This window comes from Streptosporangium sp. NPDC050284, assembly GCF_044459525.1.
In the GTDB taxonomy this organism is placed as follows: domain Bacteria; phylum Actinomycetota; class Actinomycetes; order Streptosporangiales; family Streptosporangiaceae; genus Streptosporangium.
The window spans coordinates 234310-253537 of the sequence record NZ_JBITIZ010000005.1 but is presented as its reverse complement, the minus strand read 5'-3'; the positions used below and the strand labels follow the sequence as shown (position 1 = coordinate 253537).

The following is a 19228-nucleotide window of genomic DNA, read 5'->3' as shown; positions in this document are numbered from 1 at the left end:
CGTACGGGACGAGAGCTCACCCGGAGAGGCCGCGCGGGACGAGGGCTCACCGCAGGAGCCGGGACCCGCACGGGCGAGAACTCACCGGGAGACTCCCGCCCCGGCCGGGACGGGACGCTCGGCGTGCACCAGCAGGTCGCTGAGGACCTCGCCGAGGATCTCCACGCCGTTCCTGGTGAGCACCGACGCGGGGTGGAACTGCACCGAGACGAAGCCGGGGCCGCGCAACGCGTGGACCTCGTCGCTCGACACCTCCCTGAACACCTCCACCATGCCCTCGCGCTCCCGGCAGGGGAACCGGTCGGCGGAGCTGCGGGCCGCGAAGGTGTTGTAGAAGCCCACCAGCTCCGTCCGTCCCATGAATTCGATCTTCCGCTGCACCCCCTGGTTGGGGAACGGATTTCGCCTGATCTCCAGCCCGAGCAGCGTGCTGAGCACCTGGTGGCCAAGGCAGACCGACATGAAGGGGATGCCCAGCTCAAGGAGGCGCAGTGTCGTCTCCCTGAGATGGGCGATCTTGGGGTCGGCGTGGTCCCTCGGATCCCCCGGACCGGGGCCGACGATGACCAGATCGTGCTCCTCCAGCCGGTAGTCCTCGTCGAACCGGCGCACGCTGACCTCGCACCCCAGCGCGGCGAGCTGGTGCCTCGCCATCGCGGTGAAGGTGTCCTCGGCGTCGATCACCAGCACCCTGCGGCCGACCAGCCTCGGCACCAGGTGCCTCCTGCTGTCCGGTCCCTCGAACCAGAACCCGGCGAGCGGCGCGTTCCGTTCGATCAGCGCCCGCCGTACCTTCGGATGGACGCTCATGTCCACCACCGGGGCGGAGGCGCCGATGCCGCCGCCCGGCGCGTGGCGCAGCGCCTCCAGCAGCCCGGCCGCCTTCGTCCGGGTCTCCTCCGCCTCGGAGGCCGGGTCGGAGTCGCGGACCAGCGTGGCGCCGACGGAGATCCGCATCCGGCCCGACGCGTCGATGTCGGCGGTGCGGATGACGATCGCGGAGTCCAGCGCCCGCGCGCCCGTCTCGTCCCGGCCGATCAGCGCGACCATGCCCGCGTAGTAGTCCCGGCCCTCCGGCTCGTAGCGGCTGATCACCCGGCAGGCGCTCTCCAGCGGACCGCCCGTGACCGTGGGCGCGAACATGGTCTCGCGCAGGATGTCCCGCACGTCCAGCGAGCTGCGCCCCTCGATCAGATACTCGGTGTGCGCCAGGCGCGCCATCTGCTTGAGGTAAGGGCCGACCGTGCGACCACCGAGGTCGCACACCCGGCCCATCATCTTCAGCTCCTCGTCGAGCACCATGTAGAGCTCGTTCGCCTCCTTGCTGTCGGACAGGAAGCCGAGCACCCCGCACACCTCGGGGCCGTCCGCCGGATACCGGTAGGTGCCGCTGATCGGATTCATCACCACGGTGCCCGCGTCGAGGGTGATGTGCCGCTCCGGTGAGGCGCCCACGAAGGTACGCCCGCCGGTGTGGATCACGAAGGTCCAGTGGCAGCCGGGGTCCCTGCCGACCAGCCGCCGGAAGAACGCGAGCGCCGTGCGGGTCGACCAGTTGGTGATCTCGGCGGAGAACGACCGCTTGATGACGAAGTTCGCGCCGGTCCCCCGGCCGATCTCCTCCGACAGCACCCGGCGCACGGTGGCCGCGTACTCCTCGTCGTCGGAGTCGAAGTCTCCCTCGCCCAGCTCGATCGGCCCGTCGGGGAGCCGGTCGAGGATCTCGCTCATCGGCAGTACGGCCTGGTCGACGACGGTCATCGCGAGCAGCGGGGCCTCGTCGTCGGGGAACGCGTACCCGCGCTCGCCGATCTGGCGGTACGGCAGCATCGCGAGCACCTCGTGCCGGGCACCGGCGCTCCGCGAGTCGTCGTCGGAGGGAAGCGGGATGTCCGCGATGCGGCTCACCTCGGTGGTCTCCCCGATGAGCAGGTCGAGCCGGTCCGCGCCGGTCGAGCCGGGACGGTGCAGCAGGGCGAACGGGGGTGCGTCCGGACCGAGGATCCGGTCGAGCAGGGTCGTCTCGCTCCTCATGTCGGCTGTTGTTCCGGTCATCGCGCCGGCCTTCGTCCGGGTCGTCGGTTCGGCCCCTGTCCGGGTCGCCGGCCCGGTCACCGTGCCGCTCCTTCCAGGGCCGCCTCGTGCAACGCCACCTCGTTCAACGCCACCTTGTCCGCGACCGCCTCGTCCAGCATCGCCAGCGCGGACCGGGTGGACAGCGTCACCGAGCATCGCGACGCCACGTAGTCCAGCGCCTGCCGGTGGTACTCCCGCGAGAAGTCGGCCACCGCATCCGCCACCACGAAGGTCTGGATGTCCTCGGAGAAGCCCTCGTGAGCGGTCATCAGGATTCCGACGTGGGCGTACACCCCGCAGATCACCAACTGGTCGCGACCCCGCTCGCGCAACAGGTCGAGCAGGCCGGTGCGGCAAAACGCGCTGGGCCGCCACTTGGTGAACACGACGTCGGGTCCGGCGGGGGCCACCTGGTCCAGGATCATCCGGTGCTCGGGGTCGGTGCTCATTCCCGAGCCCCAGAAGTCCTTGAGCAGGCCGCGCTGCTCGTCGGTCATCCCTCCCGGCTGGGCGGTGTAGACGACCGGCGCGCCGAGCGCGGCGAAGCGCGTCCGCAGGGCCACGACGTTCTCCACCAGGTCGGTCGTGGGGGCCTGTCCGCGCGGGAACGGGCTCAGGAAGTAGTTCTGCATGTCGTGGACGAGCAGCACCGCGCGATCGGGATCGACGGTCCAGCGCGCGATGTTCTCTGGCAGTTCGTCCTCGGTCGGCATGGGATAGGAGTCGATCGCCGGGATCGCCATGGTGTGCCTCCGTTCTTCGTGAAGTATCGGGTTCCGGCCTCGGTGGGCCGGGGTCGTGCTCAGTTGCCGAGGGCGGCGCCGCCGTCGACCGTGAGGTCCTGCAGGGTGATGTGCGCGGCGCGGTCGGAGAGCAGGAAGAGCACCGCGTCGGCGACGTCGGCGGGCCGCGCCAGCCGTCCCATCGGGATGCCGACCCGGAAAGTCTCCGGCGCGCCCTCGATGGAGATCCGCAGCGCGTCGTCTCCGTTCCACAGGGAGGTCAGCATCGGCGTGTCGGTGGAGCCGGGGGCGACGACGTTGCACCGGATCCCGTGTTTGGCGAGTTCCAGCCCCAGGCACTTGGTGAAGCTGCTCGCCGCCGCCTTGGACGCCGCGTAGGCGGCCATGTTCCAGCGCGGGGTCCTCGCCGCGTTGGAGGCCAGCGTGACGATCGCCCCGGAGCCCCGGGGGATCATCCGGTTCGCCACCGCCCTGCTGACGTGGAACACGCCGGTCGCGTTGACCGCGAACGTGGTGTCCCAGTCGTCGTCGCTGAGCGAGGCCCCCGCGCCGACGCGCAGTACCCCGGCGGCGTTGACCAGGTAGTCGATCGGTCCCAGCTCGCGTTCCGCCCGCTCCACCATGGCGTCCACCTCGGCGCTGGAGGCGACGTCCGCGACGAAGCCCCGGACGCGGTGCCCGGCCTCGGAGAGTTCCTTGACGAGCGGGTTCAGTGCCTCGGCGTTCGCGTCCACCGCCGCGACGGCGACGCCCTCGGCGGCCAGCGCCCACACCACCGCCTCGCCGATACCGCCTGCCGCCCCGGTGACCAGGGCTGTTCTATCGCGCATCGGTCATGCCTCCTCATCTTCGTGCCGCGCGGGTGAGCGTGGCGACCAGGTCGGGATCGACACCGAGACAGCGCACAGAGAAGGTTCCGAGTGCCTCAAGGTAGTCGGCTTCGAGTTCGTCCTCGTCGAGACCGGTGGCCCTGCCGCCCTCCACCAGGGTCCGGCCCGCGACGATCACGGTGTCCACGTCCGCCGAGCCGCCGAGGGCGAGGAAGCTCTCCAGCGGGCGCGGGTTGAGCAGGTAGCGCCAGTCGTCGGCGGGGACGAGCAGCAGGTCGGCCTGCTTGCCGGCCTCCACGCTGCCGATCTCCTCCGCCCAGTCCAGCCCTCGGGCGGCTGTCCGGGTGGCCATCGCCAGCGCGTCGGTCGGAAGCACCTCGGTCGGGTCGGCGTACATCTCGTTGTAGATCTGCCAGGTGACCCGCATCGCCTCGGCCATGCCGCCGATCGGCAGCGCGGCGCCGTCGGTGGAGAGCGAGACGTCCAGCCCGGCGCGCCGGAACTCCGGGATCACCCGGGTCTCGGTGAGCGAGGACTCCCCCGCCGGGCCGTACTTCGCCGGCGAGTGGCTGATGTGCGCGTTCGCCGCGACGAGCATCTTGCGCTCGTCCTCGTCGGCGAACGCGCAGTGCACCGCCATGAACCGGTCGGAGAGCAGGCCGAGGTCGGCGAACCTGCGTACCGGGGTCGTGCCGTAGTAGCTCCGCATCACCTCGGCCTCGTTGCGCAGCGCGCCGACGTGCGTCGCGAACGGCACGTCGTACCTGGCGACGAGTTCGGCGAGACCGGCGCCGAGCTCGTCGGTCATGTTGACCCCGTAGACCGAGGTCGGCCTCGCCCGTACCAGCCCGCTCGTGTCCTTCTCGCAGGCGCGCAGCAGGTCCTCGATCCGCCGCAGCACCACGTCGGCGTCGCGGGTCCTGCGGAACCGCGACTCGCCGGGGGCGCACACCGCGTCGCTCGCCCAGGTGCTGACCGAGCACCGCATGCCGAGGTGGCGGGCGGCCGAGGCGAGTGCCTCCGGCCGGTTGAACGAGCCCACGTCCCCGAGGGTGGTCGCGCCGGAGCGCAGCTGGGTCCACATCGAGTAGCGGGCGATCGCCTCGGCCTCCTCAGGGGTGAGCCGGTCGATCTGGTCGTGGAAGGAGTCGAAGACCATCGAGATCTGCCGGAGGTCGCCGCCCAGCGCCATGAACGCGGGCTTGTCCTCGCGGTCGGCGGCGGGCCGCAGCGCGCCCTTGAAGGGGAACCGCATGGCGAACAGGTCGTGCCAGTGCGCGTTGACGAAGCCGGGCAGGATCATCTTCCCCCTGGCGTCGATCGTGCGCAGGTTCTCGCGCTGCCGGGGCTCCAGGACGGCCTCGACCTCCTCGGTGCTCCCCGCGGCGACGATCCGCTCGCCCTCGACGAGCACGGAGCCGTCGGGGACGACACGCGCCTCGGCGTCGGCCGGGTAGAGGCAGCCGCCCCGGATCAGCAGCGCGCTCATCGGGCGGCCTCTCCCGTTTTCACCTGCCGGGCCTCCCAGGCCGCGTGCAGGTGCCTCTGCCAGGCGTCGACGGTCGGCTCGGCGGCGAGCTCGCCGAACTCCACGGCGATACCCTGCCGGCGCCACCGGGTGACGAGCCGCATCATCTCCAGGGATCCCAGCCCGAGGAAGACGAGATTGGCGTCGCCGGTGATCTCGCCGGGTTCGGTTCCGACGATCGTCGCGATGGCCCGCCGCAGGTCGTCGGTCGTGGGCGGTGCCGAGATATCGCGTTGCATGTCTGGTTCACCTTTCCTGGCGTGCGAGCGGGCGCACGAGGGTCTTCTCGTGTTCGGGGATTTCCCGGTGGTCGGGGGCGGACGGCGCGGGCGCCCAGTCGCGGGACAGGGCCGGGTCCTTCGCCGCGGCGGCGAGCACCTTCTTGTCGATCTTGCCGAGCGGGGTGAGCGGGAAGTCGTCGACGAACTCCACGCGGTCCGGCAGCTTGAACTCGGCGAGCCCGCGCTCGTGCAGCGCCCGCTTCAGCTCGGCCAGCGCCGGCTTCTCACCCCGGTGGACGACGAACGCGTAGATCCGCTCGCCGAGGAACTCGTCGGGCACCGGTACGACCGCCGCCCTCGCGACCGAGGGGTGGGTGAGCAGATGGCCCTCCACCTCTCCGGCCGAGATCTTGTCTCCGCCGCGGATCACCACGTCCTTCAGCCGTCCCTCGATGACCAGGTTCCCCTCGGGGGTGAGCCGGGCCAGATCGCCGGTGCGGTAGAAGCCGTCCTCGGTGAACGCCCGCCGGTTGTGCTCCTCGGCGCGGTAGTAGCCGCGCAGGGTGTACGGGCCGCGGGTGAGCAGCTCGCCGGTGACGCCCGGGGGCACCTCGGCGTCATGCTCGTCGACGATCCGCACCTCGTCGGCCGGTGAGATCGGCCGCCCCTGGGTCTGTACGACGGACTCGGGGTCGTCGTCCTTCCTGGACATGGAGAGCAGTCCCTCGGCCATGCCGAACACCTGCTGGAGGCGGCAGCCCAGCTCGGGCTCGATCCGCGCGGCCAGCTCCGGCTGGAGCCTCGCCCCGCCGATCTGCAGCACGCGCAGGCTGGACAGGTCCGCCTCCCCCCACGCCGCCTCCTCCAGCCAGAGCTGCGCCACGGTGGGGACGACCGAGGTGATGGTGACCCGCTCCCGCTCGATCGCGCGGAAGCAGTCCTCGGCGACCGGGGTCTCGACGAGCACGACCGTGCCGCCCCGGCCGAGCGTGCCGACGACCCCCGGGCAACCCCAGGTGAAGTTGAACTCCACCGGCAGCGCCGCCAGGTAGACGTCGTCCGCGCCGAGCTCGCAGACTTCGGCCACCGCTCCCGTCTGGTACGCGTAGTCGTCGTGCGTACGCGGGATCAGCTTGGGCAGCGCGGTCGTCCCGCCGGAGAGCAGGAAGAACGCCACGTCCGAGGGGTCGCTCTCCGGGAGCGGGATTGGGTCGGCGTCCACCCGCGCGAGCGGGATCACCGTCCCACCGGCCGTGCCGGTCTCGTCGCCGCTCCCCGAGTCGCCCCCCTCTCCGGTCTCCGCGTCCAGGACGAAGATCTGGCGCAGGCTCGCCACCTCGTCGGCCATCCGCAGGGCGAGCGCGGTGTGGTCGAACCCGCGATAGACGCCGGGGACGACGTATCCGGACGCGCCGGACAGCTCGCACAGGTGTCTGATCTCGTTCGCCCGGTGCGACGCGAGGGAGAAGACGGGCTTGGCGCCCGCCCTGAAGAGCGCGAAGGCCACGACGACGAACTCGGGGACGTTGGGCAGTTGCAGGACGATCCGGTCGCCGGGCTCGACCCCGAGGCGGTGGAATCCCGCCGCCATCCGGTCGATCCGGTTCTCCAGGTCCCGGTAGGACAGGCGCAGCTCTCCCGCGACCAGTGCCGTACGGTCTCCGAACGCGTGGGCCCAGCTCCTCGGGAGGTCGCCGAGGCGCTCTCCGCGCCAGATGCCCTCACTCCGGTAAAGGGTGGCGAACGCCTCGGGCCACGGTGTGCATCCGTCAAGCATCTACCGGCCTCCGTTCTCCGGCTCGCGGTTCTCCGGCCCGTGGTCGCCGTCTCGCGGCTCGTGCCCCGGGCGCCTGTGGTCGTCGTTCTGGATCTCCTGGTCCTCGGGCTCGTGGTCGTCGTTCTGGAGCTCGTTGCTCTCAGACCCGCGGCTCTCGGACTCGTGGTCGCCGGGCTCGTACGGGGCGATGATCTCCAGGACCACGCATCCGGCCTCCATACCGGGGGCGCTGCCGATGAGCAGCACGTGGTCTCCGGGGACGACCTGTCCGCTCGTCCACAGGTGCTCCAGGCCGATGAAGGGGTCGGCGGCGCCGGCGTGCCCGATCCCCCGGGTGAAGTCCCACAGGCCCCGGTCCGCGTCGATCTCCAGGGGGTCGAGGAACATCGCCTCCAGGGAGCCCCGCGCGAAGCCGGTGTGGCAGACGCGGGTGACCTTCTCCATGGAGATCCCGGCCTCATCGAGCGCCCGTTCGGCCGCCTCGGCGACGCACTCGCCGAAGTGCCCCATGGGGGGCGCGATGCCCGCCGCCCACTGCCTGCGCCAGTAGTCGCTGCGCTCCTCGAAGTTCAGCGAGCGGCCGATCGTGACGCCGGGCGGGAAGATGACCTCCCCGCCCCGGTGCAGTTCCTCCATCCCGGGGTTGGAGACCGTCCCGAAGGCGAGCACCCGGGCGAAGCCCCCGCGCCGCGAGACCACCGCGGCGGCGCCGCCGTCCGCGAGCAGGAACATCCTGGAGGCCCGCCACCGGTCCACCTGCGGGGCCGAGAAGTTGTCGCCCGCGGTCAGCAGCACCGCGTCCTTGCGGTCCCTGCCACGGTCGGCGATCAGCCGGTGCGCGGCCATCTCAAGGCTCGCGATCATGCCGAGGCAGCCCTGCCGGATCTCCAGGGCGGTGATCGGCCGGTCCAGCGTCCTGCGCAGCACGTAGTGCGGCGCCGACCAACCGTCCGGCCCTTGGTGGTAACTGTCACTGTGCAGCAGCGCGCCGAAGTCGTCGGGACCGTGGCCAGAGCGGCGCAGCGCGACCTGGGCCGCGCGGGCCGCCATCTCCGGTGCCGGCGTCTCGCCGGCCACCATCACGGCCTCCATCCCGGAGGCCTCGCGGTCGGCCCGGTCGTACCAGGACTTTTCGACCGCGTGCTCGGTGGTCACCACGGGGGGCAGGTACGTGCCCACCCCCGCGAGGTAGATGTCGTCGACCCTCATCGCGCGCCGCCCCCCACGGCGGAGAGCAGGTCCGCGTCCAGGTCGGCGGAGTCGGCGAAGTCGGCCGCCAGGGCGCCTCTCCCGCCGGCGGGAACCAGGTAGCGCGCCACGCTGTCGAGCTTCTCGCAGGTCTCCTCGAACTCCCGCTCGGGAGTGGACTGCCCGACGATGCCGGCCCCGGCGCGCAGCCAGGTGCGGCCGTTCTGGCGGTAGGCGCTGCGCAGCACGAGTGCCGCGTCCATCTCGCCGTTGTGGTCGACGGTGAGCACGGCCCCGCTGTACAGGCCCCGCGACTCGGGCTCGTGCCTGCGGATCGTGGTGTACGCGGCCTCCTTGGGCACGCCGGACGCGGTCACGGCGGGGAAGACCGCGCCGAAGGCGTCCCACGCCCGAAGGCCGGGGGCGAGCTTGCCGGACACCTGGGAGGCGAGATGCTGGACGCTGCCGCGTTCGCGGATCGCCATGAACTCCGGCACCTCGACCGAGCCGGGCACGCAGACGTCGACGAGCTCGTCGGTGCCGACCTTCACCGAGATCGCGTGCTCGTAGATCTCCTTGGCGGAGGCGAGCAGGTCGGCGCGCAGGCTCTCGTTCTCGATCAGGTCGGAGGTGAGCGCCCTCGTCCCGGCGAGCGGCTGGCTCACCACGCGACCGTCCGCGGACACCTTGACCACGATCTCCGGGCTGAACCCCGTCGTCTCCACGCCACCGAGGTTGAGCAGGAACGACCGCGCGGGGTTGTTGCCCCGGCGTCCCGCGAGGTAGGTGGCGATCAGGTCGATGTCCTCGTCGACGTCGACGACCCGCGACAGGATGACCTTGTGCAGGTCGCCCTGGTTGATCTCCTCGACCGCGAGACTCACCGCCGTCCGGTACGCGTCCTCGCCGTGTTCGCGCACGTCCAGCGGCTTCGGCTGCGCCTCGGAGGTCACCGTGGGGCTGGAGATCGTCTCCAGCAGCGCGGTCAGCGTCTCCTGGTCGGCGGCGCGGAGGTGGGCGTGACCGTCCTCGATGCGGACCTCGGCCTTCGGCACCACGAGGTGCAGCAGCCGGTTGTCGCCGACGTGGTCCAGCTTGCCGTCCTTGGCGTAGGAGAGCTCGAAGGTCGCCCAGCCGTAGGCGCGCCAGGCGGGGACCTTCACGATGTCGAGCAGCCGGGCCACCTGGTGCAGGGGCCGGTCGCTCCAGGGCAGGACGACGTCGGGCTCGTTCTCCTGGGTCAGCCGGGCACCGGTGCGGTCCAGCGTGACCTCGGCCCGCGCGCCTGCCGCGTAGGACCATTTCCCTCCGCTCTCGTACACGACGTACTCCGCGTACGGGCCGGAGGCGGCGAGCCTGGCCGCGACCCGCGGCGGCTCCTCTGAGAGGGGGACCTGCGTCTCGAAGTAGTGCAGCCACCTGTTGGAACTCATCTGCGGGCATCCTTTCCTGGCCGTGAGAAGCCGGCTCTTTTTGTTACCAGCAATTACGCTAAGCCGGTAACAAAATCAGGACAATGGGCCCGCGATAAGACATCCTTTTCAGGATGCGAAGACGGAATGGCGAAGAAGAAAACAGGAGAGGCGGAACGGTGACCGGGAAAAGGGTGGGAGAACCGGAGAAACGCGAGGTCGCGGCCGGTCGGATCCAGCCGGCCTGGCCGACCAGAGGCCGGTCGGAGGCCGGTCGGAGGCCGGTCAGATCCAGCCGGCCTCGGTGGCGATACGGATGGCGTCCACCCGGTTCCTGGCGTTCAGCTTGGTGACCGTCTTGGTGAGATAGTTGCGCACGGTCCCGACGGACACGTGCATGATGGCCGCGATCTCCGGCGGCTCGGCGCCACCCGCGGCCAGCCTCAGGACCTGGACCTCACGTCCGGACAGCGGGTTCTCCCCGACGTCCCACGCGGTCAGCGCGAGCTGCGGGTCGACGATACGACGCCCCGCGGCCACCTCTCGGACCGCCTGGGCGAGGCGTTCCGAGGGCGTGTCCTTGAGGAGGAAGCCGGACACCGAGACGGAGAGGGCGCGCCGAAGGGTGCCGGGCCTTCCCAGGCCGGTCAGGATCAGCGTCCGGCAGGTGGGCAGCTTCGTGTGCAGCTCCTCCGCCGCGGAGAGACCGTCGAGCACGGGCAGGTCGACATCGATGATCGCGACATCGGGGCGTGTCTCGAGCGCGGTCGGCACGATCCTGTCCCCGCTGCCCACCTGGGCCACCACCGTGAGGTCGGGCTCGATGTCGAGGAGGGCCGCCAGCGCTCCGCGCACCATCGGTACGTCCTCGGCGAGGAGGATCTTCAGCACAGCGGCACTCCTGTCCGGACTTCGGCTTCAGGACGAGAAACGACACCGGACGCGACAGGGTCTCTCGATCTCGCAGGTGATCCCGCGATCGTCCTCACGGGCGGCTCGGCGACCAGCCTCTCGATCGACCTCACGAGGCGATTCCCATCCATATACGCCTCACCACTGTTCGATCAAGCCTACTGGACTCACCGATCTTGATCCGAATAGTACCCAGTCAATTACGTTTGGCAATGCCACAGGAATCTGACAGCTGCTTACTCTGACTTGTCAGTCAAAACGATCCGGCCGAATCACCCCCGTCGCCGTCCGTTCTCTCCACATCCCTCGGCATATCCCCGGACAAGGCATCGGGCCTGTCCTCCCGCGTGCTTCCGGGCATGTTCCTCGGCTTCTCCGCACGGAAGACGACGACCAGCCGGAACATGCCGTCGACGACCTCGGCCGTCAGCCGCCCGCCGACGGCACGCAGCCGCTCCGCGAGGTCCCCCAGCCCGGAACCGTCGCGGACGTCGGAGAGCGTCCCCGGCGGCACCCCGTCGTTGGTCACGCACAGCCGCGCCCCGGCCTCGTCCAGAGCCATCTCGATCACGCAGTGCCGCGCCCTGCTGTGCCGCAGCACGTTCGTGGCCGCCTCCCGCAACACGACCGCGAGCACCGCGTCCAGCTTTCCCGCGGTCACGCCCTCGGGGATCCTCACCTCGACGTCGATTCCCGCGGCGGCGAGCGTGGAGACCAGCGAGTCCAACTCCGCGCCGAACGACATGTGCCGGTATCCGCCGGCCACCGCCCGGACGTCCGCGACCGCCCGCCGCGCGATCTCCAGCACCTCCGCCACCTCGCTCTTCGCCCGCTCCGCCGACCCCGGAAGCAGCCGGTACGCCAGCTCGCTCTTGACGATCATCACCGACAGGTCGTTCCCCAGCAGGTCGTGCAGATCCCGCGCCACCCGCAGCCGCTCCTGGGTCACCGCCATCCGCGCCAGTTCCCCCCGCGCCCGGTCCACCAGCGCCACCAGGTCCGACAGCGAGCCGATGCCGAAGACCACCAGGCCGGTCAGCAGCGTGGAGATCACCAGGTACGCGGTCCACTCCACCGTGTCGCCCTGGAGCACCGACAGCAGCAGCACGCCCGCGCCGATCGCCGCGTACAGCGCCCACCGCCAGCGGCTCGCCACCATCAGCAGCACCGCCCCGGCGAGGAAGCCTCCCATCGAACCCCACGGCGCGCCGATCCACAGCAGCGGCAGGACCGTGGCGACGGTCTGCACCAGCAGGGTCGCCTTCCTGACCCATCCCGGCCACGAACGCGGCTCCCCCAGGGAGTCGACGATCTGCACGCCGACCAGTACGGCGACGCAGGCGGTGAATCCCATTAGTTCGAGCGGGCTCGCCTGCGTCGCCAGCACGTTGACCACGATGAGAAGGCCGTACCCCGACAGCACCAGCACGGCGATGAAGCGGGCCACCCGCAGATGCCAGGCCCGTGCCGCGCCCCTGCCCGGTGGCCCGTCACCCTGCGCGTCCGGTCGCGCGGACTCGCCCTCCGGCGTGCCGGACACCCCCGCCGCCTTGGAAACCGTGGTCCTCGCGGTGACCGGCACCACGGGGGCCTCCGCGATCAACCGGAACCACTCACCGTCGACCGTGACCGACAGCCGTCCGCCCGCCGCCTCCAATCGGCCTTTGAGATTCCCCAGCCCCGTACCGGCCTCGAACGGGTGACTCCCCACCTCCGGCTCGACCCCGTCGTTGCAGACCCGCAGTCGCGCCCGGCCCTTCTCGACACACGCCTCGATCTCGCAGTGCTGCGCCTTGCTGTGCCGCAGCACGTTGGTGACCGCCTCCCGCAGCACGATCGCCAGCATCGTGTCCAACGCCTCGGGCAGGCCGTCCTGCGAGACCTCCACCCGCGCCCGCATCTCGGCGACCGACAGCATCGTCTTCGCCGACTCCGCCTCCGCCGCCAGCGACATGGGCAGATATCCGCCCGCGACCACCCGCACCTCCGCCAGCGCGCGACGGGCGACCACCAGGACGTCGCGGAGTTCGCTGCGCGCCCGCTCGGCCGCCCCCGGAAGCAGCCGGTAGGCCAGCTCGCTCTTCAGCGTCATCGCCGAGACGTTGTAGCCCAGCAGATCGTGCAGATCCCGCGCCACCCGCAGCCGCTCCCGCGCCACCGCCATCCGCGCGAACTCCCCCTGCGCCGCGTGGACCGCCCTCACCAGGGACGCCAGCGAGCTGACCCCGTACACCATCAGCCCGGTGAGCAGGGTGAAGTACACGCTGTAGACGACGTCCACCACCATCAGGTGCTGTTCCCTGAGCGCGAGCAGCACGCCGACGCCGGCCGCGACGGCGCAGAAGAGCCCCCAGCGCCACGGCCCCGCCACCACCAGCAGCATGGACCCGGCGAGAAATCCCGCGATGGATCCCGCCTGCGGGCCGACCCACGTGAAAGGCAGGAAAGTAACAACGGCCTGTACCGAAAGTGTGAGAACGCGGAGCGGTACGGGCCAGCTCAGAGCCTCCTGTGTCGAATGCGCGAGTTGCAGGAAAAGCGCGGCCAGCAGACAGCCGGCGAAGCCCGACAGTTCGGTGCTCGGCAGGCCGCTTCCCCATACGAACATCAGCGCGTTGAACACGTAGCCGTACAGAACGGCGACAATGATCGCGCGGGCCACCCTGGGGGCGGCGAGTCCGCGCTCCCTGTGCCGCGTTCTCCGGGTTCTCCGAGATGAACCGGGCAGCGACCTGGCGAGTCCGCGCCAACCCTGCGGGGAGTCGGCGTCAACCGTCATCGATCGTCTCCTTCGAAGCCCGACCGGTTTCCCGTCCCCATCATCCCGAGACCCTGAAGCAATCTATATCAGCCAAATAAGCTTAGATAGGCCTATTTGCGTAGCTCTGGGTGAATCAGCGGGTAACGGGCAGCGGAAAACCATGCGTTGTCGCCGTACCGCATGATTCAAGCACGTCCGGCGAGAGGGCGGTGTTCACCGGGCTCTCGCCGTGCGCACCCTCGTCCCTCCGTGAAACGGCGGGAAAGGCGAACTACCGGATTATGAGAGTGTCGCCCTCGCCTGAACAACCCATTCGGCATCATTCGCCGCGTATCGCCCGGAAAGGCGACTCGGCTCGGGAACGAGACGGTGGCCGACGACGAACCCGCCGACACTCGACTCGACGCGCCAGTCGAGGCCGAAGACGCGCCCCGTCACCTCGATGTCGCCGCTGTCCAGCCTGCACGCCGCCAGTCCCATCGCCGTGCAGACCAGGGAGAGCGTCTGCGTCAGCGCGCCGACGTTCTTGAGCACCAGTGAGTAGCTCATCCCGTTGTACTTCCTCGACAGCCTGCGGAACCGCGCGGTGATGGTGATCAGGACGGGCGGCGTCGCCTCCAGGTTCGCCGCCACCTTGCCCGTCTCCAGCAGTTCGTCCACGTCCGCCGGGTCGAACCCGATCGGCTCCAGCCGGTGCCGCAGGGGGTCGTAGTGGTAGATGCCCCGAGGCACGTCGGCGCACCTGTCCACCGTGGCGTAGAGCTCAAGCTCGTAAGAGCTCCCGCTGCTCGGGTAGGGGCGATCACTCGTCGCGGTCGTCGAGGACTCGTCGGGCGAGCCGACCAGCGAGCGGACCCGTGCCGTCCTGTACAGCAGCTCCCCCAGCTCGCCGGCCGTCAGCTGCCGCTCACCGTAGTGCCGGGTGTGCCTGCTCGCCTCGACGACCGCGGTGAGCGGCGGATCCGCCGCGAGCAGCTCACCCCACTTCGGCCGGGGCAGCGCGACGGGAGCCGGCTCCGCACCGACGGGAACCTCCGGAGGCCCCGGCTTCACGACGGGCTCGACGCTCCACTGATCCCCCATCGGGTACGTCGCCCCGAAGTCGTGATCGTGCCTGCCGAGGGTGGAACGGGTGTGGAACATGAGATCGACGGGACTCCAGGCGACGAGGGCGGGATCGACGTCCTCCTCGAACACCACCGGCTGGAAGGGGTCCTCCTCCACGGCCTGCACCACCATCCCCGCCGCCATCAGGTAGGCGACCACGGGCCAGGACTCCGGCCCGATCGCCGAGGGGGCGACCGGGCGGATCAGCGACCCGACACCGGACATCGCGTCGGGCCGGTGCAGGATGACGCGGTGCAGCGAGAGCGGCGACTCGACGTGGTAGTTGTTGCCGTCGGTTCTGATCAGCGCGAACCTCGACAGGCGGATCGGGTGGAGCGGGGGAACCGCCGGCAGCCGGAACCGCGCCCGCTGGGTGAGCGGGATCACCGACATCGTCGGCTGCTCGGGATCGAAGCCGAAGGAGCGCACCACCATGTGCTGGAGACCGTCGAGGATCGCGTCGAGCTCCCGCCGCTCGGCCTCCTCGCGGATGACGTTGTCGAGCGAGATGGGCCCCAGGCTCATCCGGCGCATCGCCTCCAGCACGTTGGGTCCCGGAGACGGCAGGATCACGTCCTCCCAGCGGCTGTGCACCACCACGCTTCCGCTGTGCGGCTCCGGTTCGATGTAGACGTCCTCCCGGAACGACCACTGGGGAAAAATCTGGAGCGAACCGGCATCATTGCCTTGGTCGCCGACCATCCTGTTGACTCCTGATCCGTGTTGGGACGGGAATGACTACATGAACAGGGGAATCGGGTTGAGATCCTCGTACGCCGTCGCCCTGTCAAGACGTCCGAGCCGGACGGGGACGTCGTACAACCGCCCGGGGCCGAACCTCGCCCAGAAATGCCGCAGACCGGGGACGACGACCTTGACGACCGGCATCCCGATGTCGGGACGCGTCTGGTCGAGGACGAGAACCTCCAGGCCCGCCCGCCCGGCCAGTGTGACGATGTGCTCGACGTCCTCCCGCAGGTCACCTCGGGGAATGTAGGCGTAATCACTCAGCGCCCGCGGCCCCCGATCCCCGCACGGACGCAGATAGGGCTGGTTCTCCGTCGTCGCCCTGAGCCACCAGTCCTGGATGTGATGATCTGTCTCACCGTATCCCGTCCCGTCGGCGCGCGCCCCGGCGACGGCGGGAAGCAGTTGCCCGAGTTCGGTCAGCGCGCGCCGCGCGGCGATCCGGGGGTCGAAGTGGGCACCGAACCCGAGCATGACGTCCTCGGCCGGCTTGTCGACGCGCCGCGAGATCGCCGCCATGACGGGGATGCCCAGATCCGAGGTGACGTCGAGGACCCAGAACTCCCTGCCGATGCCCTCGTAGCGCGAACGCAGGTCGGCGATCCACGGGTCGCCGAGCGAGTCGAGGTCCACGGCCGGTTGGCGCGTGCGGTTGTACCACCAGATGGCCACCGCGTCGCGCTCGACCAGTTCGAGGAAACCCTGGACGATCGCGTCCTCGACGCTGGAGCCCGCGGCGTTCCCGTTGGAGGTCGCGCGCACCGAAGGATGGCCGCCTCTGCCGAAGTAGAGCAGGTCGGTGGGGAGCAGGCGTTGCCGCCTCGCGGTGAGTGACCACACCGGAGTCCAGTCGACGACCTCCTCGTCGTCGAACGGCTCGGGGATGTGCTGGAAGGCCGTATTTTCGGCGTTCCAGCGGTGCCGGTCCTCGAACTGGCGCCGGTGGAAGTGCTGGCACTCGTCGGGGCGCACGGCCCGCTCACCCAGGCCGCGGAGGCTGCCGCGCACCGTCGGCTCGTCCCCGTGCCGCGATCCGCAGTGTCTCTCCACCGCCTCGCAGAGCGCGCCCACCCTCGCCTCAAGGTCGGTGCTCCCCTTGCCCCCGCTCTGCCGGCGCAGGCCGGCCCTCATCGCGGAGAGACTGTCGTCGGTGAGGGCGAGGTTCGGCCCGGAAAGGTAGCAGTGCAGAAAGGAGGGGCTGCGCGGGTCGCGCTGGATCACGTCCGTGATCCCGGTGAGGGGGTCGGCCAGATGGCGGTAGCGTTCCCAGACCTGTTCGGTCCCCAGCGCGCGATGCCCGTTGCCGCCCACGGCCGCCTTACTCCTGGACGCGACGGCGACGGGCCTGCCGACGCGTTCCGCGACCAGCCCGGAGTCTCCGCAGGAAGAGCACTGCGGGCGCCTCTCCACAGGGTGCCGCACCCCCTGCAGTGAGAAGGTGTCCAGCGTCCACACGGTGTCCTGGTGCTCGTCGCGCGATCCGGCCAGCCACTTGACCGCCTCCAGCGCCGCGAACCGTGCCCCGAGGGCGCGGGTGAGGGACAGCGACGCCTCGGGCGGGCTGACGGCACCCGTCTCCGACGTGCTCCGCAGCCGCGCCTCCCCGCGCCGGTGCACGCGCAGCCGCGTGGTCAGGCAGGACCAGCAGGGTCCCTCCTCCGGGCGGAAGATCGGGCCGATCCACAGGTCGGCACCGACCGGCTTGGCGAGCAGCCAGGGCCGCCCGTCCGCCAGTCTCCGTTCGTTGAACCGTGCAAGCTCAGGGTCGAGATAGTCGTCGCAGAGCACGAGGGACAGGGCCGCGGACCCGTCACCGTCCTCCTCGACGGTGACATCCATCGACCTCAGCGCCTCGGCCGTGGGCCCGGTGTCGACTCCCCCCAGGGAGACGAGCCTGACCGACGACTCCGCCAGCCCCGACGCGGCCCGATCCGCGTCCAGCCGCCCGAGGTCCCAGTACGCCTCGGCGGCGGTATCGGCCCTCGATGAACTCTCCGGGCGGCGAGGCCCGACGAGATTCGCCTCCGCCAGCCTGCCGAGGAGCCGGCCGAGCTGCGCGGCCGGGATCCCGGGCGCCACCCGCCTTCGCACTTCGGCCAGGCTGTGATTACCGTCCAGCAGCGGCGCGAGCGCCTGAATCTGCTCACCGGACAGGGCGACCGTCCCCCGCGCCGAGGTGAGATAGACCGCCTCCCCCGGAACCGTCACCGCCCGCAGGTGGCGCTTGAATCCGATCAGCGGTGAGTTCGCCCCGTTCTCAGTGAACTTGTTCATCCGCAGTAGGTCCAAGCGGCCACGACGGGAGCGGGGTGGTCGAGGTCCTCGATGACGAGGTCTTCCAGGAGCGCGCGCTCCACGATCCCCGTACGCGACTCGGGCGTCCCCTCGCCGCCGAGGAAGCCGCCGAACCCCGCGAACGCGGTGCCTCCGAGGTCACCGGCGTGTCCGCCGACGATCTCGGACTCGGTCCAGGTCCTCATGAGGAACTCGGTGAAGCTCAGGTCCTGCTCCTTCACCCGGTCAACCAGGGAAGCGTTCATGGTCGCCATCGCGGTCTCCTCGATCTGAGTGAGTTCGAATAAGTGAATTGTGCGCCCGGCCTGGTCGGGAGAACAGTTTTCGCGTCACCAAACGAACGTGAAAGTCTCACATCGCACTCGTGGCGCCGTGTGTAGGACTTCCCGCTCCCGCCGGTCTACGCTGACCGCACCCGGACCAGGAGACTGGAGGAGATCATGGAACAGAAGCAAATCCGCCGGCCGCAGAAAAAACTCATCCGGGTCCCCCGGCAGAAAAAGAAGCGCGCGGCCGACTCTCACCACACCATCGACACCCGCACTCCCAGCGGGGTCTACCTGCCCTACTAGGGCACGGCCGCGAATATCCGGAAAACGAACGACCTCTTGACTCAAGAGTCATGCGAACCAAATGGCTCGACACTTTCCTACTAGGTTAGCTTAAGAGGAAAAATGTACCACGACCTGCAAATAAATCGACTGAGAGCGCTGGTCACCGTAGTCGATGTCGGCGGTTTCCGAAGGGCCGCCGAGGCCCTGCACATAACGCAGCCCGCCATCAGCCAGCAAATTCGCCAGCTCAGTGGCCTCATCAAGGGCCCCATATTCACCTCGACCGGCAGGAAACTGATGCTCAGCCCGCAGGGCGAGGAGCTCCTCGGCTACGCCCGCCGTCTCGTCGCACTCAACGACGAGGCGGTGGGCCGTTTCATCCCCCCTCCGGGAAACATGCGGCTGTCCATCGGGATCGTCAACCAGCTCGCGGAGGCGCTTCCCGAAATCCTGCGGCTGCTCACCAAGGGCATGCCGCACACCCAGGTCAGCGTCCAGACGGGGTTGAGCGAATCCCTGGAGAGCCGGGTGAGCACCGGCCAGCTGGATCTCGCGCTGCTCCTGCAGACAAAGCCGCACAGGAGCGGCGCTACCAGCCAGGAGCTCGGCCACATGCGCATGGACTGGTTCGGGCGCCCGGCCCACGGAGAGGGCGCCGCGCTCCCGCTCACGCTCTTCACCGAGCCGTGCACGCTCCGCGCCCGCATCGTGGACGCGCTCGAAGAGTCGGCCGTCCCGTGGCGTGTCGGCTACGAGGGCGCCGAGCTCGTCGGGCTGCGCGCGGCCGCCAAGGCCGGCCTGGGCGTGGCGTGCCTCGTCGCCAACGGCGACGAGCTCTGGGGCCTGCCCAAGGCGGCCAGGCTCACCCTTCCCTCCCCGCCCGGCCCACTACCGGTGACCATGGCCCTGTCCGCCGGCGCCGCGTCCTCGGGGTACGTCCCGATCGCCCGCAAGGCCTTCCAGCAGTCACTGCGCGACTACCCCTTCGCCGGGTGAGGCGGCCGAACCCCCGGCACCCCCACCGAACCGGCCGGCCTTGACCCCGGCCGACCGAACCGGTCGTTCCCGCCCCCTGGC

Annotated in this window: 15 protein-coding genes; 2 read left to right on the top strand and 13 right to left on the bottom strand. The window is 70.1% G+C overall.

Going from position 1 to position 19228, the window contains the following annotated elements; all coding sequences use genetic code 11:
- Positions 1–81: 81 nt before the first annotated feature.
- The 13 genes from ACIBH4_RS14410 to ACIBH4_RS14350 form a co-directional block, all read right to left on the bottom strand.
- Complete coding sequence (locus ACIBH4_RS14410; protein ID WP_362512391.1) at positions 82–2055, bottom strand: chorismate-binding protein; 1974 nt, start codon at positions 2053–2055, stop codon at positions 82–84.
- A gap of 56 nt (positions 2056–2111) precedes the next feature.
- Positions 2112–2819, bottom strand: a complete 708-nt coding sequence (locus ACIBH4_RS14405) for an isochorismatase family protein (protein WP_362763754.1) — start codon at positions 2817–2819, stop codon at positions 2112–2114.
- 59 nt (positions 2820–2878) lie between these two features.
- Positions 2879–3649: a 2,3-dihydro-2,3-dihydroxybenzoate dehydrogenase gene (locus tag ACIBH4_RS14400; protein ID WP_362763751.1), complete on the bottom strand. Its 771-nt coding sequence runs from the start codon at positions 3647–3649 to the stop codon at positions 2879–2881.
- Positions 3650–3662: 13 nt separating this feature from the next.
- Positions 3663–5138, bottom strand: a complete 1476-nt coding sequence (locus ACIBH4_RS14395) for an amidohydrolase family protein (protein ID WP_362512400.1) — start codon at positions 5136–5138, stop codon at positions 3663–3665.
- Positions 5135–5416, bottom strand: a complete 282-nt coding sequence (locus ACIBH4_RS14390; protein WP_362512403.1) for a phosphopantetheine-binding protein — start codon at positions 5414–5416, stop codon at positions 5135–5137. Before ACIBH4_RS14390 ends, ACIBH4_RS14395 begins: the two co-directional genes overlap by 4 nt.
- Positions 5417–5423: 7 nt before the next feature.
- Positions 5424–7175: an AMP-binding protein gene (locus ACIBH4_RS14385; protein WP_362512406.1), complete on the bottom strand. Its 1752-nt coding sequence runs from the start codon at positions 7173–7175 to the stop codon at positions 5424–5426.
- A complete protein-coding gene (locus tag ACIBH4_RS14380; RefSeq protein WP_362512409.1) occupies positions 7176–8384 on the bottom strand; it encodes a ketoacyl-ACP synthase III family protein in 1209 nt (402 codons plus the stop codon). It abuts the gene before it with no gap.
- Complete coding sequence (locus tag ACIBH4_RS14375; RefSeq protein ID WP_362512412.1) at positions 8381–9796, bottom strand: salicylate synthase; 1416 nt, start codon at positions 9794–9796, stop codon at positions 8381–8383. Before ACIBH4_RS14375 ends, ACIBH4_RS14380 begins: the two co-directional genes overlap by 4 nt.
- A 264-nt stretch (positions 9797–10060) precedes the next feature.
- Positions 10061–10666: a response regulator transcription factor gene (locus tag ACIBH4_RS14370; protein WP_362512415.1), complete on the bottom strand. Its 606-nt coding sequence runs from the start codon at positions 10664–10666 to the stop codon at positions 10061–10063.
- A 274-nt stretch (positions 10667–10940) separates the two neighbouring features.
- Complete coding sequence (locus tag ACIBH4_RS14365; RefSeq protein ID WP_362512418.1) at positions 10941–13466, bottom strand: histidine kinase; 2526 nt, start codon at positions 13464–13466, stop codon at positions 10941–10943.
- Positions 13467–13727: 261 nt separating this feature from the next.
- Positions 13728–15257 (bottom strand): SagB family peptide dehydrogenase, encoded by a 1530-nt coding sequence (locus ACIBH4_RS14360; RefSeq protein ID WP_362512421.1) that lies wholly within the window; start codon positions 15255–15257, stop codon positions 13728–13730.
- Between the two features lie 36 nt (positions 15258–15293).
- The gene (locus ACIBH4_RS14355; protein WP_362512424.1) at positions 15294–17576 is read right to left on the bottom strand and encodes a TOMM precursor leader peptide-binding protein; all 2283 of its coding nucleotides are present in this window, start codon (positions 17574–17576) and stop codon (positions 15294–15296) included.
- Positions 17573–17851 carry a hypothetical protein gene (locus tag ACIBH4_RS14350; protein WP_362763748.1) on the bottom strand — a complete coding sequence of 93 codons (279 nt, stop codon included), beginning with the start codon at positions 17849–17851 and terminating at the stop codon, positions 17573–17575. Before ACIBH4_RS14350 ends, ACIBH4_RS14355 begins: the two co-directional genes overlap by 4 nt.
- A 186-nt stretch (positions 17852–18037) precedes the next feature.
- Between ACIBH4_RS14350 and ACIBH4_RS14345 the strand changes: the two genes are divergently transcribed.
- Both ACIBH4_RS14345 and ACIBH4_RS14340 read left to right on the top strand, forming a co-directional pair.
- Positions 18038–18169 carry a hypothetical protein gene (locus ACIBH4_RS14345; protein ID WP_362763747.1) on the top strand — a complete coding sequence of 44 codons (132 nt, stop codon included), beginning with the start codon at positions 18038–18040 and terminating at the stop codon, positions 18167–18169.
- A gap of 102 nt (positions 18170–18271) precedes the next feature.
- On the top strand, positions 18272–19147 hold the full coding sequence (locus ACIBH4_RS14340; RefSeq protein WP_362512431.1) for a LysR substrate-binding domain-containing protein: 876 nt from the start codon (positions 18272–18274) through the stop codon (positions 19145–19147).
- Positions 19148–19228: the final 81 nt, after the last annotated feature.

Coding starts and splice junctions, on each gene's coding strand:
- ACIBH4_RS14410 (WP_362512391.1), bottom strand. CDS start 2,055: ATGACCGGAACAACAGCCGACATGAGGAGCGAGACGACCCTGCTCGAC.
- ACIBH4_RS14405 (WP_362763754.1), bottom strand. CDS start 2,819: ATGGCGATCCCGGCGATCGACTCCTATCCCATGCCGACCGAGGACGAA.
- ACIBH4_RS14400 (WP_362763751.1), bottom strand. CDS start 3,649: ATGCGCGATAGAACAGCCCTGGTCACCGGGGCGGCAGGCGGTATCGGC.
- ACIBH4_RS14395 (WP_362512400.1), bottom strand. CDS start 5,138: ATGAGCGCGCTGCTGATCCGGGGCGGCTGCCTCTACCCGGCCGACGCC.
- ACIBH4_RS14390 (WP_362512403.1), bottom strand. CDS start 5,416: ATGCAACGCGATATCTCGGCACCGCCCACGACCGACGACCTGCGGCGG.
- ACIBH4_RS14385 (WP_362512406.1), bottom strand. CDS start 7,175: ATGCTTGACGGATGCACACCGTGGCCCGAGGCGTTCGCCACCCTTTAC.
- ACIBH4_RS14380 (WP_362512409.1), bottom strand. CDS start 8,384: ATGAGGGTCGACGACATCTACCTCGCGGGGGTGGGCACGTACCTGCCC.
- ACIBH4_RS14375 (WP_362512412.1), bottom strand. CDS start 9,796: ATGAGTTCCAACAGGTGGCTGCACTACTTCGAGACGCAGGTCCCCCTC.
- ACIBH4_RS14365 (WP_362512418.1), bottom strand. CDS start 13,466: ATGACGGTTGACGCCGACTCCCCGCAGGGTTGGCGCGGACTCGCCAGG.
- ACIBH4_RS14360 (WP_362512421.1), bottom strand. CDS start 15,257: ATGGTCGGCGACCAAGGCAATGATGCCGGTTCGCTCCAGATTTTTCCC.
- ACIBH4_RS14355 (WP_362512424.1), bottom strand. CDS start 17,576: ATGAACAAGTTCACTGAGAACGGGGCGAACTCACCGCTGATCGGATTC.
- ACIBH4_RS14350 (WP_362763748.1), bottom strand. CDS start 17,851: ATGGCGACCATGAACGCTTCCCTGGTTGACCGGGTGAAGGAGCAGGAC.
- ACIBH4_RS14345 (WP_362763747.1), top strand. CDS start 18,038: ATGGAACAGAAGCAAATCCGCCGGCCGCAGAAAAAACTCATCCGGGTC.
- ACIBH4_RS14340 (WP_362512431.1), top strand. CDS start 18,272: ATGTACCACGACCTGCAAATAAATCGACTGAGAGCGCTGGTCACCGTA.